Annotated in this window: 14 protein-coding genes; 9 read left to right on the top strand and 5 right to left on the bottom strand. The window is 34.5% G+C overall.

Annotated elements, in window-relative coordinates:
- Window positions 1-268: hypothetical protein (locus AC1VAQ_RS19735; RefSeq protein ID WP_479904439.1), on the top strand; the 268-nt coding region annotated here is incomplete at its 5' end.
- Window positions 255-707, top strand: coding sequence for a GNAT family N-acetyltransferase (locus tag AC1VAQ_RS19730; protein WP_479904438.1), 453 nt, complete (start codon window positions 255-257; stop codon window positions 705-707). The genes AC1VAQ_RS19735 and AC1VAQ_RS19730, both read left to right, overlap by 14 nt.
- Before the next feature lie 281 nt (window positions 708-988).
- Here the strand turns inward: AC1VAQ_RS19730 and AC1VAQ_RS19725 are convergent, their stop codons facing one another.
- The 4 genes from AC1VAQ_RS19725 to AC1VAQ_RS19710 form a co-directional block, all read right to left on the bottom strand.
- Window positions 989-2,101 carry a TolC family protein gene (locus tag AC1VAQ_RS19725; protein ID WP_303244210.1) on the bottom strand — a complete coding sequence of 371 codons (1,113 nt, stop codon included), beginning with the start codon at window positions 2,099-2,101 and terminating at the stop codon, window positions 989-991.
- A gap of 79 nt (window positions 2,102-2,180) precedes the next feature.
- Window positions 2,181-5,324, bottom strand: coding sequence for an efflux RND transporter permease subunit (locus AC1VAQ_RS19720; RefSeq protein WP_479904437.1), 3,144 nt, complete (start codon window positions 5,322-5,324; stop codon window positions 2,181-2,183).
- A gap of 3 nt (window positions 5,325-5,327) precedes the next feature.
- Entirely contained in the window at window positions 5,328-6,578 is a 1,251-nt protein-coding gene (locus tag AC1VAQ_RS19715) for an efflux RND transporter periplasmic adaptor subunit (protein WP_479904436.1), read from the bottom strand.
- Between the two features lie 36 nt (window positions 6,579-6,614).
- On the bottom strand, window positions 6,615-7,055 hold the full coding sequence (locus tag AC1VAQ_RS19710) for a MarR family winged helix-turn-helix transcriptional regulator (protein WP_302599758.1): 441 nt from the start codon (window positions 7,053-7,055) through the stop codon (window positions 6,615-6,617).
- A gap of 333 nt (window positions 7,056-7,388) precedes the next feature.
- On the opposite strand from AC1VAQ_RS19710, the gene AC1VAQ_RS19705 reads away from it, so the two are divergent.
- The 7 genes from AC1VAQ_RS19705 to AC1VAQ_RS19675 all read left to right on the top strand — a co-directional run bounded on the left by AC1VAQ_RS19705 (window position 7,389) and on the right by AC1VAQ_RS19675 (window position 14,712).
- Window positions 7,389-8,066 carry a response regulator transcription factor gene (locus tag AC1VAQ_RS19705; protein WP_302599757.1) on the top strand — a complete coding sequence of 226 codons (678 nt, stop codon included), beginning with the start codon at window positions 7,389-7,391 and terminating at the stop codon, window positions 8,064-8,066.
- A 117-nt stretch (window positions 8,067-8,183) separates the two neighbouring features.
- A complete protein-coding gene (locus AC1VAQ_RS19700; protein ID WP_479904435.1) occupies window positions 8,184-9,122 on the top strand; it encodes a HAMP domain-containing sensor histidine kinase in 939 nt (312 codons plus the stop codon).
- A 177-nt stretch (window positions 9,123-9,299) separates the two neighbouring features.
- On the top strand, window positions 9,300-11,120 hold the full coding sequence (locus AC1VAQ_RS19695; protein ID WP_302599755.1) for a sensor histidine kinase: 1,821 nt from the start codon (window positions 9,300-9,302) through the stop codon (window positions 11,118-11,120).
- 2 nt (window positions 11,121-11,122) lie between these two features.
- Window positions 11,123-11,857 carry a LytR/AlgR family response regulator transcription factor gene (locus tag AC1VAQ_RS19690; protein ID WP_302599754.1) on the top strand — a complete coding sequence of 245 codons (735 nt, stop codon included), beginning with the start codon at window positions 11,123-11,125 and terminating at the stop codon, window positions 11,855-11,857.
- Window positions 11,858-11,896: 39 nt separating this feature from the next.
- Window positions 11,897-12,859, top strand: a complete 963-nt coding sequence (locus tag AC1VAQ_RS19685; protein ID WP_479904434.1) for a C40 family peptidase — start codon at window positions 11,897-11,899, stop codon at window positions 12,857-12,859.
- A 108-nt stretch (window positions 12,860-12,967) separates the two neighbouring features.
- Window positions 12,968-13,306 carry a DUF134 domain-containing protein gene (locus AC1VAQ_RS19680; RefSeq protein ID WP_302599752.1) on the top strand — a complete coding sequence of 113 codons (339 nt, stop codon included), beginning with the start codon at window positions 12,968-12,970 and terminating at the stop codon, window positions 13,304-13,306.
- Window positions 13,307-13,887: 581 nt separating this feature from the next.
- Window positions 13,888-14,712, top strand: a complete 825-nt coding sequence (locus AC1VAQ_RS19675; RefSeq protein WP_302599751.1) for an Mrp/NBP35 family ATP-binding protein — start codon at window positions 13,888-13,890, stop codon at window positions 14,710-14,712.
- Between the two features lie 394 nt (window positions 14,713-15,106).
- On the opposite strand, the gene AC1VAQ_RS19670 is transcribed toward AC1VAQ_RS19675, so the two are convergent.
- Complete coding sequence (locus AC1VAQ_RS19670; protein ID WP_302599750.1) at window positions 15,107-15,451, bottom strand: phenylpyruvate tautomerase MIF-related protein; 345 nt, start codon at window positions 15,449-15,451, stop codon at window positions 15,107-15,109.
- Window positions 15,452-15,563: the final 112 nt, after the last annotated feature.

Genomic DNA, 15,563 nt, shown 5'->3' with positions numbered 1-15,563 from the left:
TTTTGGCATCTCCCTCGCTGCGCTCGAAGTCGAGCTCAAAAAAATATGTGGACTTATCCACACAAATGATGTGCAAGAAAAGGCCGTAGACCCCCGTCAAGAGCTACTTGTAAGCGGAAGGGCGGCTAGAAGGTCAGAGTACCATATGTTTTTTGGCATCTCCCTCGCTGCGCTCGAAGTCGAGCTCAAAAAAATATGTGGACTTGTCTACACAAACGATGTACGAGAAAAAATTGGAATTTGGAGGGTTAAAGATGCAGTTGATTAAGGCAAAAGAAGAACATATTTCTGAATTGGTAAGAATATCTAAAGAAGCCTTTGATAGTGATGTGTTTGTTGGGGCAACAGAAATAGGCGGTCCACCCGAATATAATTCTTTTGAGTGGCACATTGATATGATGAAAGAAGGACATTTATTTACAGCCGTTGATAATGACAAAATTGTGGGTGGGGCAATTATTTTTCTTGATGCAAATAATGCTTCAATTATGTATAGTGGTAGAATTTTTGTGAATCCGTCCTACTTTAAAAAAGGATATGGTATTGCAATAATGGAACAAATAGAAAATCTGTATCCTAATATTTCTATATGGGAGTTGGACACTCCAGTATGGAATATACGAACCAATCGTTTTTATAAAAGGATAGGATATAAAGAAATAAAAAGGGATAATGAATTTGTTTATTATCGAAAAATCAAACACTAGCATTGACAACTGCTAGGTATGTGGGGATGAACTACATCTTAGCTAAAGATTTATATGCTACAAATATAAGGCAAGCTACATCTTAGCTAAAGATTTATATGCTACAAATATAAGGCAAGCTACATCTTAGCTAAAGGTCTTATATGCCACAAAAGTAGGCGGAAATAGATGTGAGCTAGATAAGTGGGTGTGTGTGAACTGTGTTCGCAGGATACACACCCACTTATTTAGTACCCCACATTATTTCCGCCTCAATCATTTTGTGTCATCCCTTACAGGGTCTAACTCCAAGGTTTTTCTAATGTACGCACTAAGCTATTATAGTTGTTTACTAATGTTAACAAGTTATATTGTAAGTCTTCTAAATTATTAGCCTGCTTATTGTAATCATGCTTTGTCATAAGACCTACGTTACATTGAACTTGTGCAGTTGCTAATTGTTTTTCGAGAAGGCTGGTTTGTGAATTGAGCATATTGATTTGTTCTTCTAAGCTTAGAAGTGTTGCATAGCTAGATAAGAGTGATTGCACTAAATTATCACGGCTATCTTCAACGCTAAGTGTTGCAGAATTCGCTGAGTATTTTGCATTAAGGTATTCAGCATAAGTTGGTGCATAAGCTGAACCTGTAAGTGGATTCACGAAGTTTTCAAAGATATTATTGCTTTGAAGTTCAGCTAGTTCATTTTGATATTTAAGATATTTATCTGCCTTAGCTTGGAAGAAGCTTTTTGGATTATCTAATCTAAAAGGTTCAAAAGTAATGTTATTTTCTAATTCATATTTATCTAAGTCTTTATTTGTAAGCATTAGGAAGTTTGCCTTTTCACTTTTCAGTGTTTCTTCCTTAGCTGCTTTGTTGGACTCTAGTTTTTTGAGTTCTAGCTGACTAGAATCTAGTTGAAGAGGTGTCACAAGGCCAACCTTTTGCTGTGATTCTAATACTTTAATTGTTTCTTTTTGAAGTGCGATATCACTTTCAATCGTTTTTAGCTCTTCTTCAAATAAAACAATATTATTGTAACGTTTTGTAATGTCAGCTGTAATTTTATCTTTTAAAAATTCCCTTTGTTGCTCATTTTGATTACGTGAGATATAAAGCTGCTGATAGTTATAAGAAGCAATATTATCCATATATTTCATTTGTTCAGTAAGTACGTCATACTGTTGTGCATTAAGTGCTAAGCTATTATTACTAGAAAGTGCAGAAGAAACAGCATCTTCTAGTGTCAAAATAGGCTTGCTGGATGTAATGTCACTTGTAGAACTTGTAGCTAGAGCTACAGAAGTTGCAGTTTGACTTGTACTGCTAGCTGAAGGACTAGCAGCTAATAACGGTGAGCACAACATGGCGCTAACACCCACTAAAGCAATAGCTTTTGATAGAAGTTTCATAAATTCACCTCATTATAGAATGTGATATGAAATCTTAGAGAGGCTCTAGATTTCATATCACACTAGAATAGTTTATTAGTTAAATATTTTTTGATTCATTTTCATCGCTTGATAGGTTGTCAGCTGCTACATTTTCAGATTGCATAGCTGTTGCATCTGGTGAGTACATCACTTGAACAACCTTGGCGCGGGCTTTTTGGTCACCACGTTTTTCAAACATTAAGTAGATAGTAGGGATTAAGATTAATGTAACAAGTGTACTTACAGAAAGTCCACCCGCTACGACAACCCCCATAGGTTGCATTGTTTCAGCACCTTCGCCGATTGCCATTGCCATAGGAATCATAGCGAGAACTGTTGTAAGTGTTGTCATAAGTACTGGTCTTAGACGGCTTGCTGAGCCTTTTGCGATACACTCAATAAGTGGCATATCGGATTCTTTACGAAGTTGCTCGATGTAGTCGATAAGAACAATCCCATTGTTTACAACGATACCAACAAGTAAGATGACACCGATGAAAGCAGGAATACTTAAACTACAGCCAGATACTAATAAAGAGATTACTACACCTACGAATCCAAATGGCAATGAGAACATAATGATGAATGGTTTTTTGAATGACTCAAATTGAGCAACCATAACCATGTAAACAAGAAGAATCGCCATAACAAGTGCAATCGCTAAACTTTGGAATGATTCCATCATCATTTCCATTTGAGTACCTTGACCTACCTCATAATCTCTAGGAAGTACGATTTGATCAATGGCAGCGTTAGCAAGGCTTTGAGCTGTACCTGAATCTAATCCGTCAGCAAGTGTTGCTGAAATAGTTATAACATATTTACCATCTGTTTTATTAAGTGTTTTGGCAGCTGTATGTTTTTCGAATGTTGCAAAGGCACTAAGAGGAATCTCTTGACCTGTTGCGGAAGATTTAACAGTAAGTCTTTGTAAATCTTCAAGGCTATCTACAGTGCCTTCTTTAAGTTGAAGGTGAACATCTACTGTATAGCCATCAATACGTGCAGTTGTGACGTCGCTACCTTCAAGTGCCATACGTACAAGAGAGTTAACGCTAGCAATGCTTACACCCCACTCAGTCGCACGTTTTTGATCAATATGTAATCTGATTTCTTCTGAAGTATCTGCAATACTTGTTGAGACATCAGAGAAACCTTCAATAGGCTTAAGCGCATTAGCGACATCTTGAGATACTGCTTCGAGTATATCAAGGTCTGGACCTGAAACTTCTATTGAGAAGCCGCCCATGCCACTCATCATCATACTATCATCGATAGAAATTTCAATTTCACAGTCCGGCACAGTTGCCATGAGGTCACGTACTTCATTCGCCACTTGTTTTGTGCTGAGTGAACGTTCTTCTTTAGAGACTAAGCTAATAGAGATAGAAGCAGTATTTGCACTGCCTGTTAAAGAAGCACCATTACTAAATGAAGTTGTCATAGATTCGATTTCTTTCACATCTAGTAATTTCTCTTCAGCCATAGAAATATAGTAATCACTTGCTTCAAGGTCTAATCCTTTAGGAAGGCTAATACTTACAGTCATTGCTCCTTTATCAGCACTTGGCATAAGGTCTGTTCCGATTTGTCCGACAACGGCAAATGAAGAAACTAAGAGAATGATGCTGAGTAAAAGCACAATGAAACGATGTTTAAGTGCTATACGTAAAAGTTTTTCATAGCCATTTTGAATAAACTTAAAGACTGGAGAAGTTTTTCCAAATCCTGTACCGCCAACTTTCATTTTATTAAAGATTCCAGGTACAAGTGTAATCGCCACAAATACAGAGAAGAGTAATGAGTAGATGATTGCCAGTGAAAGTGCACTAAACATCATACGAATCATACCATCTGTGAAAATCATAGGTAAGAATACTGCGATAGTTGTAAGTGTAGAGGCAATGATTGCGCCAGATACACTTGTTGTTCCTGTAATCGCAGCATCTTCTAATGCAATGTTTTCTTCACGTTTCTTAAAGATGTTTTCAATAACAACGATAGAGTTATCTACTACCATCCCTACCCCCAGCATTAAACCACTTACAGAAATAAGGTTTAATGTTTGTCCAGAGAAGAAGAGTGCCACAATAGCGCCAATGATAGAGAGCGGAATTGCTAAAGCAACAATGAATGAAGCTTTAAAGCTTTTAAGGAATACTAAAATAACAAGGAAAGCAATGGCTGCACTTAGCAATAAAGTAGACCATACGCTGTTCATGGATTCATTAATATAATCACTTTCATCATACGATAATACTAATTTGTACTCAGGATTATCTGCATTTAATGTATCGATGACATTATATACTTTTTTCATAAGCTGAACAGTGTTAGCTGATTGTTGTTTATTAATATCAATAAGTAAACTGTCTTGGCCATTATAACGATAAATGGCTTCGGCTTCAGCTGTATCATATGTAACTGTAGCTACTTCGCTTAAGTTAATAGTTTTCCCTGTGCTTGTTACAAGTTGTAAATCTTCGATTGCCTCTACAGAAGTAAGTTCTTCAAAGCTACGAATTGTAAATTGACTTTGCCCTTCAGTAAGGGTACCAAATGGATAAGTCATATTACCGCTACCAAGCACAGCAGCTACTGTATCCATTGTAATACCATAGCGTGTAAGTAATGTAGGGTCTACGTCAACAGTAATTTTATAGACCTGTCCCCCACGGATTTCGGCAGAGGTAACACCTGAAATTTGTTCGAGTTTAGCCTGAACAGTATCTTCAGCATAGGTCATTGTGGCACTGCTATCCATTTGACTTGTAAGTACTAAAGTACCGATGGCAGAAGCATTGATATCCACTTGAGAAATAGTAGGGCGTTTCGCATCATCAGGAAGACGGCCTTGAACGCTGTCTACTTTATCACGGATTGTATTCATGACATCAGACATATTAGTTCCGAAGTCAAATTGCATCATAACGGCAGACATACTTTCCGTTGAGATGGAAATAACGGTATCCACCCCACCGATAGCAGATACAGCTTCGGAGATTACATCTGTTACTTGCTCTTCAATATCCGAAGGGCCAGCACCGCTCCAAGTCGTCATAATCGTTGCCACAGGCATATCAATATCTGGCATAAGGTTAACAGGCATCTTAAGATATCCCATAGCCCCGAATACAACAATGATACAGAAGACCATAATCATTGTAAGAGGGCGTTTTACAGAGATTTTAGTTAAATTCATAGACTAAACCTCCTTTTCTACAGGATATAAGAAAGTACCATCTGAGATAAGAGAAAGCCCTTCGATGACAACCACATCACCAGAAGTAATACCATTTGTGATTTCAATTGTATCTACGTTAGTAAGTCCTGTTTCGACAGGCGTTTTAACGGCTAATTTATCTTTGCATACATACACATATTTTTGACCTTCTTCTTCAAATACAGCATTTTTAGCTACCAGTAAAGTACCTTGACTTTGCTCAGCTACAAGTTTAACTTCTGCGGCCATCCCAGCTAAAAAATTGCCATTACTATTGTCTACAGTAATATCAATTGTATAAAGTCCTGTTTGTGCATTTGGTACTTTACCTACCTCAGCAACAGTACCTTTTATATCAGAATCTGAAATAGTGACATCTACTTTATTACCTTGTTTGAATTTTGTAACGTCTGTTTCAGTTACTTGTAATTCAACTTTTAAAGTACCTAAGTTAGAAATAACGAAAGCTGGTGCAGATTGGGCAATCATTTCACCTGTTTTAAAGTTAGAAGTTGTAATAGTACCACTTACAGGTGCTGTAATTGTAAGTTTACTTAAATTGCTTTTTGCTGTATCATAAGCTACCTGTGCTTGTGATACGTTTTGAGCAGCTAGTTTTTTTGATTCAGGAATTACCTGATTTTTAGTGATTTCTAATGTATTTTGAGCTGCTTGTAAGCCTTGTTCAGCTTGAAGTAGTGAAAGTTCAATTTTTTTAAACTGGTCTTCAGTAATTGTTTCTGCTTGGTAAAGCTCATAATACATATCATAATTACGTTTTGCTTCATCATAACCAAGTTGCGCATTTGTTACAGCATTTTCAAGTTGATTGATTTGGCTCGCAACGTTTCCACCAACGGCACTTTCATAAGAACGCTGAGCAGTTTCTAAAGAAACTCTGGCTTGCTCAATGTTTTTATTGAGGTCTGTCCCATCAATAGTAAGTAAAACATCTCCCTTTTGAACTTTTTGACCCACAGTTACATGAACCTTTTGGATTTTGCCAACAGTTTCTGCTGTTACAGAAGTATCCCCTGAAGATTTGGTACGTCCACTAAATGTATTAGCCTTAACGATATCTCCAGATTTGACAGTTTGAACGCTTACGGCAATAGGTCTTTCTTCAGCGGCCTTCTCCGTAGTAGAGGCAGCAGTTTCTTCTGTAGTTGAAGCTGTACAACCACTTAAAATAAGTGCCATACACATAAATAAGGCAGGTGCTAATTTTTTCATTCGAATCCTCCTGTATACAATATAATGATTAAATAGCTAGTCTGTAATGTAGCAACCGGTAGTTTTGGTGAAATCAAGGAACTTTTTCATAATGCGGATAGAATTTTGAACGTCTTCTTCGCCAAGTGCATCCATGAGCTTTTTCCAATACGCATAGATTTCATCTTTTTTCTTTTGACAATATGTAATGCCCTCAGGCGTAAGGGTCACAAGAATCTTACGACGATCAGCTGCGTCTATTTCTCGTTTAAGTAATCCTTTTTTTTCAATGCTTTTTAAAATGGCGGCAATTCTAGCCGTACTTACATCAGCTATTTCAGCTAATTCCCCAGGTAAGGCCTTACCACCACGTGAATCTAATATGAAAAGCACAAAGAGTTCACCTTTTAAAGTCATCTGAATTTGATTTTCTTTATGAGAATTATGGAGTGCACATAACAATTCAAAGCTTTCTTTCATATATTTGTCATAATCCATTTGTCATCCTCGCTTTCTTAAAATGCATAGAAGAAGCATGCATAAAAAATGTATAGGGTGCTACAAATAAATAACAGTATTTATATCTAACACTGTTAGGTATTTTAACATAATGCGATAAAATACGTCAATATTTTCCATATTATATAGACGTAAAGATAAAATTAACAATAAAATGACTAGTATTTAAAGCTGAAAAGATAATATCAATTAAATTTCAACTTAACTTCAACTTGACCTTAACGATGAAGAAGGGAGTGAGGATATGAATTGAAGTTAAGTTGAAAAATATGTTATATAGTATATATAAACATAAGCTGACTGGAGGAGAGCATGTTTCAGATATTAGTTGTAGAAGATAATAATGCATTATGTGAGTTATTTTGTACCGTTCTCGATAGGCACGGTTTTAAGGCTTATGCTGCACGTAACGGAGTAGAGGCTTGGGATATTTTAGATGTGGAATACATTGATTTAATTATTTCAGATATAATGATGCCTGAAATGGATGGCTATGAATTTATAAAATCAGTAAGGCGAAGTGGCAGCACAATACCTATATTAATTATTACTGCCAAAAATCGATTTGAAGATATGGAAAATGGTTTTAAGATAGGGACAGATGATTATATGGTCAAGCCAGTTAATGTAAATGAGATGGTATTAAGAGTTAATGCGCTTTTAAGAAGAGCTCAGATTGTAAATAGCAAAAGGCTCAAAATTGGTGAAATGGAATTATTATATGATGAGCAAACAGTTATAAGTGATAACAAAAGTCTTGAATTACCACAAAAGGAGTTTAATCTCTTATTTAAACTTCTATCAAACCTAAATCGTTGTTTCACAAAGCAACAAATTATGGATGAGATATGGGGACTTGAAACAGATAGCACACTTCATACTGTTGACGTTCATATTAGCAAACTGAGAGACCGCTTTAAAGATAACCCCTATTTTGAGATAAAAACCATAAGGGGCTTAGGATATAAGGCGGTACCTAAAGATGAATAAAAAAAGATGAATAAAAATAAGAAACGAAAGGTTTCGGTTAGATGCATATTTATTATTATGACTGCAATCATTATGCAAGTATCATTAAGCGCAGTTTTTTGTATAGGTAGGATTTTAATGAATCGGCCAGTAGTAATAGGCAAGAAACAAATAGTCATAGGTATTGTGACATCTATGACCTATATGTTGATACTAACAGCAATTATCGGGGTGACAATTGCAGCATTTTTTAGTCGCTGGATTTTAAGACCTATATATAAAATTAATGAGGTTGCTAAGCAAGTGGCAAATGGGGATTTTAATGTGAGCCTTGATGAGACCAGTGTCATAAGAGAAGTTTCAGAGATGGCTATTAGTTTTAACATCATGGTAAAAGAACTTGCAAATACAGAAACACTGCGCAATGACTTTGTCGGTAATGTATCTCATGAATTTAAAACGCCACTAGCTGCCGTTCAGGGCTATTGTATGTTACTTCAAGATGAGAATTTAGATGAGCAGGAACGACAGAGGTATATTAAATATATTTTAGATAATATAGAGCGTCTTACAGACCTAACGAATAATACACTTGCCTTATCAAGACTTGATCATCAAGAGATTGCACTGGAAAAGGAATATTATGACTTAGGAGAGCAAATTCGCCGTATCTTATTAAATTATGAGAATCTATGGGGAGAAAAGCAGCTAGACTTAGAACTGAATGTGGACAATATGATGTTTAATGGGAACCGCGTTTTAATGGCACAAGTATGGAGTAACTTGATTGATAATGCCATTAAATTTTCACATCAAGGCGGTCTGCTACGAATTGACTGTGAAAGAAAGGCAGATAGGATTAATGTAAGTATCAGAGATACAGGGATTGGCATGAGTGAAGATACGATAAAGCATGCCTTTGACCGATTTTATCAAGGTGATAAATCACATAGTACGAAGGGAAATGGACTAGGACTAGCTCTCGTTAAAAAAATCGTCTCTATTTGTGAGGGAGACATCTGGATAGAAAGTAAGTTGGGAGAAGGAAGTACATTTTATATATCTTTAAAAATTTAGCTAAGAATACAAAAACGTGCAACAAAACGGATGATTTAGTTGGGTTGCACGTTTTTAATTTAAATCGAATTAATATAAAACGATAAAAATAATTAACTTTAATCTTGAAAATAGAGGTTTATAAATATAGAATTATTTTAATTAAAATAATATTTAAAATAACTAAGGGGAAGTAAAATGCCAGCTAAAAAGATTTCATCTATTATGCTAATAAGTGCACTTTTTATAATTATAGTCTTATTTATAAATTTCTTATGGCGTACAAATTGTGGCGTATCAGAGATGAAAGTGGTCAATGGTTATTTGGATTTAAGTAATAAAGAGATAAAGGAGAATATATATGCCTTAGATGGACAGTGGGAAATTACATTTGATAAAGAAGGAAACCACTCTTTAAAGCAATATATTGAAGTACCTGGTACGTGGGAGGCTGGTACTTATGGTACTGCAACATATAGAATGAATGTAAAACTGCCAGAAAAGGGAAGGTATGGATTGTATGTAGGCATGATTTGCAATGCCTATCGCTTACAAATTAATGGAGAAGAAGTATTTCAAAACGGTGTTGTAGGTGAAAATCTACAAGAAGAGCAACCTAAGTGGAAATATCAGATTGTACCTTTTTATATAGAATCCAATGAAGCAGAAATAGTGATTGAGGTATCTAACTATCATCTTTTGAGTGGTGGAATAGCAGATAATATTTTAATAGGTGATTTTGAGAAGCTTCAAACTAATTTTATAAAGAATGCACTTACTACGGCTATTACAATAGGAATCTTTTTAGGGCTAGGTTGTTATATGCTTTTATTATTTAGTATGCAGGAGAGAAATAAAGCCTATTTATATTTGAGTTTACATTGTATATCTCAAGCAGCACTAGAACTTATTATTAATGAGTGTGTTATTTATTACATTATCCCTAATATATCATTTGAAGCAGTGTATAAATTACAGTTTTTAGCTTACATAGGAGAGGTTATGGCCCTAGGATTATTTATAAAGACCATGTATCCAAGGCAAAGACACAAAAAGTTATTTATAGCAATCATGAGCTGCAATATGATATATACAGTATTAATACTTGTAATGCCAATTGTTTTAGTAACACATATTGCGGGAATTTATATCGTATTACTTGTTATAAACATAGCTAATATGCTTATTTATTTAATAGAAGCAGTATATAAAAAAGAAAACTATGCATGGCTTATACTAAGTGGAACGATTATTCTCCTTTTTACGGTCAGTATAGACTTTATTAGGCGATTGTATGGGTTAAATGCTTTTTCAGGAATTAGAAACTATGTATATGGGCAGCTATTCTTATTAGTTTGCCAAATGTATTTAGTGTATAAGGGTATAGAAGATGCTTTTGACCAATCTACTCAAGCTAAAAATATGGAAATTGCTTTTTTGCAGGCACAGATAGCACCTCATTTCTTCTTTAATACGCTTAATAATATTTATAATATGATGGGAACATCTGTGACGAAGGCACAGGCGCTTATATTGGACTTTTGTGACTTCCTAAGAGTAAAGCATAAATTTGATTATCGTAAAAATCCTATGTATTCCTTGAAAGAAGAAATAGAACTTTTGCAGGCATATATTCGAATTGAAAATACAAGGTTAAATGGACTATTAGAATTAGAAATTAATGTAGATGAAGCATTGTCAAAGGTGATGGTACCTCAGCTTGTATTACAACCTATAGCTGAAAATGCCATTAAGCATGGCTTTTATGGCAAAAAACTCATCATTAGCATAACCTGTCTGCGAAAGGAAGATAAACTGGATGTAAGCATCACAGACAATGGTAAAGGGATGGCAGCTAGTATGACAACTCAGATTTTGAATCCTAACTCTAATATAGGGGGCATAGGACTTAAAAATGTTAACTATAGGCTTGAAAAGTACTATGGGACAAAAATGACAGTAACAAGTAGAGAAAATGAAGGAACAAGCATAACTTTTCAGATACCATTGGGGGTGTAAAGATGAATGTGGTAATTGTAGATGATGAAATAAATTCTCTTCAATATCTGGTTAGTATTTTGGAGAAGCAAGAGAAAATAAATATTCAGAAACAGTTCACGGATTCTTGTGAAGCCTTAGCATATTTGTTAAAGAATCCTTGTGAGGTACTTTTTTTAGATATTGAGATGCCTAATATCAATGGGATTTATTTAGCTGAACAAATAATTTCCATATATCCAAATACGAAAATTTGCTTTGTTACAGCTTATAATGAGTTTGCTGTAAAGGCCTTTGAAATCAATGCCATAGATTATGTACTTAAACCTTATAGTGAGCAGCGCATTATGAAAGCTATCGAAAAGCTGAATAATTCAGTGGAACATGTGGAAGCTATTAGTCAGCTTAGTGAGGAATCCGATTATGATTTAGATATCATTTGCGGAACGCAAGATGAAGAAGTCGTACTCATTAAATATGATGAAATATTTTATCTAGATGCAGTAGAAGGCAATATCCTAATCCATACAGGCAACGAGGTCTATAAAAGTAACAAGACACTTAACTTTTTTGAAAACAAATTAAAGCGGCACGCTTTTTTTAGAACACATAAGTGTTATATAGCTAATTTAAATAAGGTTAATAAGTTTAAACCTCGTATTAACTATACATATGATATTTATTTTAAAGACATTAAGGATGTTATTCCTTTAAGTAGAAACAAGGTTAAGGAGTTAAAGACCTTTTTTGCCATTTAGGGGATTACAATAAATACAAAGGAAAAGAGGTAGGGGAAGATGAGTAATACAAAAGAAATAGGAGTAAGTGATTTGCACCAAGGGGATGTGATGGTATTTTCACCCGATGAAGAAGATACGCTAAGCAGGGCCATTGCATGGGTAACAGATTCAACAGTAAGTCATGCAGCTATGGTGTATTACAGCAATGATGAAATAGCAGAAGAAACTTTACATGGTTTAGTCGTTACACCCACTAAGGCAAGAGTGGAAAGTCAAAGGATGGCCACAGTATTACGTTTAAAATCGGAAATACAAGACCTTGATATGAAAAAGGTAGTGGATGTTGCCGCTAAATATGTAAATAATGATGAGCCTTATGCTACAGCTGATTTATTATTTTTGGCAATCTATTTCTTATTTAAGAAATGTAGTCAGGATACAAAAGTAAATAAAGCTTTAGCAAAAATAATTAAACTTGCAATGATGGCACTTATTGAGATGACAGATGAAAAGCTATATCCTGGGAAAGATCCTATGCAATGTTCGCAATTTGTATATCATTGCTATAGAGAAGCAGGACCTGAGTATAGAATTATTTTAAAGAAAGAACAAGATGTTAAAAAGTATAATTTATTACAGCTTGTTAAGGAACAAACGTCAGGACGTAATTTATCTTATAAAAAAATAAAGAAAGACCTTATAAAAGAAGTAAGACGAGAGCGAAAAGGAGTTCAAGGACCAATTAGCAATAAGGTAAATGTTGATGCAGCCCAAAAAGCAGCTAAAGAACTTTTAGAAGCACTTCAATCAAACAATATGCAGGAAGTAGTACAGCCTATACAACTAGACAAAGAATTTATGAATTTAGTTCAGAAGTTCTGTATCTTACTGACTAAATCAGATAATCTAGCAGAGGCTATAGAAAAGCTAGTGAATTTAGAAGAATTCTTTGTATCACCTGGAGATTTATTGTCTCGCACAGAAAATTTGGAAGAAATAGGTGTATTAACAAGAGAATAATAAGGTATAATACAACTGAAATCATATAGTTGACAAATGGGCATATGCACATTATACTACTAATTGTAATGTGCATATGCCCATTTCGTGGGCGTAGGAGGTGTATATATGCCGCGCATAACAAAATGTAGAAGAATTTGTGTTGAACCAACGAGCAAAGTGTTCAAACCAGAGTGTATTTCCAATGAACAAATCATTTTACAATTAGAGGAGTTAGAGAGCTTAAGGCTCATCGACTTCGAAAACCTAGATCAAGATGCAGCTGCTAAACGCATGTCAGTTTCAAGAGGTACATTTCAGCGTATCTTATATTCAGCTAGGCATAAGGTGGCACAGGTCTTAATACAAGGCAAAAACCTAGTCATTGAAGGTGGAAACTACGAAGTTTCACATACTAAATGTGACCAGGGAAAAGTATGTAGTGAATGTAAGTTTGTAAATGAATAAACAAAACAAAGAATCGATGATTAATAACTAATCATTGGGACAATAAGTTTAGTAAAAATAAGTTTAGCAAAAGTAAGTTTATCAAAGTAAATAATGACATTTGAGAGCATTTATAGATTTCACATTTATAAAGTTTAGTTATTCATAATCTTTAGCAATGTGAAATCATTGGGAGAAAACAACTTACGCACATGTATATTTCAAATTTTTAGTTGGTTTCTCTGCAGAGATATAGAGCTTATAACACACGATTACGAATCATGCTAGATATATCATCCAAACCAAGAACACAAATCACAGGTTATAGATCAAAAGCCCAACAAATTAACGAATCAAATCACAAATCATAATCTATAAACTAAACATATCATTTTATTTAAATGAAATAATAAAACAAAATAAATTTATATCATAGTAATATATCTCAAATGCAATCAAATGAAGTTATGAAGATAGGATACCTCCTATTAAATAATTAATGTAAGTTATATAGTACTCCAAGAACAGTGTAAAATAAAAACTCGCTTACAAGCTTATATTTAAAAATGAATGCAATACATTCGTCAAAGGAGAGAAAGACAATGAGTGAAAATCATAATTGTGAAAGTGGCTGCGGAAGCTGCAGCAAGGAATGTTCTTCAAGACAAAATCCAAAGAGTCTCATAGAGAAACCCCATGCGCTAAGTTCTATTAAAAAAGTAATTGGCGTAGTAAGTGGCAAGGGTGGTGTGGGTAAATCTAGTGTAACTTCAATGCTTGCTGTAGCAATGAATAAAAAAGGTTACCATACTGCGGTGTTAGATGCTGATATTACTGGACCTTCTATACCAAAAGCATTCGGGATTACGGAAAAAGCGTATGCTAATGAACAAGGTTTATTACCTGTAACCACAAAAAGTGGAATTGATATAATGTCCATTAACCTCCTCTTAGAGCATCCAACAGATCCAGTAGTATGGAGAGGACCTGTTATCGCAGGAGCTGTTAAGCAATTTTGGCAAGAGGTTATCTGGCAAGATGTAGATTACATGTTTGTAGATATGCCTCCTGGTACAGGAGATGTACCACTCACTGTATTTCAATCTATTCCATTAGACGGCATCATTATTGTAACCTCACCTCAAGAATTAGTTTCAATGATTGTTGGAAAAGCCGTTAAAATGGCCAATATGCTTAATGTACCTATCATTGGGCTTATTGAAAACTACAGTTACTTTATTTGTCCAGACTGTGACCATCAGCACAAAATATTCGGAGAAAGCCACATCGAAGAAACAGCTGCAAGCTATGGTCTACAAGTTCTAGCCAAACTTCCAATTGATCCAAATATCGCAAAGGCCTGCGATGCTGGAAAAGTTGAAGATATCAATACAGACATAATGGAAAAAGTTGTTGAAAAACTATAGGGTATATTACCAAAGGAGATATTACGAAACGCGTTTCGTAATATCTCCTTTTTTGTAAATTAGGAAAACTCGAATTTTAATTTTCCTATGTTCAAACTCAAAGATTGAACATAATCTATAAATATAAGTTGAGCGTAGTTTATAGAAAAACCAACTAAAACCGTGAAATCTACATGTAGGTAAATTGTTTTCTTCAATGATTTCACATGACTAACAGATATAAATAACTAAATTTTATAAATGTGAAATCTATATAAATATAAAAGTGAGTATAACGAAACTAGAATTAGTAGCTTCGTTATACTCACTTTTGCTAGAGTTAAAATTGTACTATCACAATCCATATTATACCCTAAAAATAATATGGATGCTATGAAAGTCTGAGGAATTATTGTTAGAAATTTGAACCATTCCAGCCCCAATGGTTTACAAAGTCATAAGTAACATATAGGTTACGAGGAGAAATACCTAATTCCTTTTCGTAGAGTTCACAAATTTGGACTGTTAACTTTTCTAAGATTTCATTACTAGTCGAACCAAAAATTCTAACTTCTACAAAAGCACCTTTATCAAGTTTATTGCCACCAAAGTATAAAGGATACTCATCTTCAAAACCTACCATAAGAAAGTTTTCGCTTTTCCCAGGAATAGTAGAAATGATTTGGCCTAAAGCAGATTTAAGCGTTTCTTGTTTAGATGCATCAATTTTACAACTCACTTTAGAATTAATAAATGGCATATGTAATACCCCTTTCACAATAAAAAATTTTAACGTACTATACAATTTAGCATATATAAGATAATCTATATTAAGATAGTAAGATAGATATATAGGCCAATCTATACTAATG

Source organism: Cellulosilyticum sp., assembly GCF_982396655.1.
Note: the sequence above shows the minus strand (reverse complement) of the source record. Positions and strands in the feature narration are given on the sequence as shown.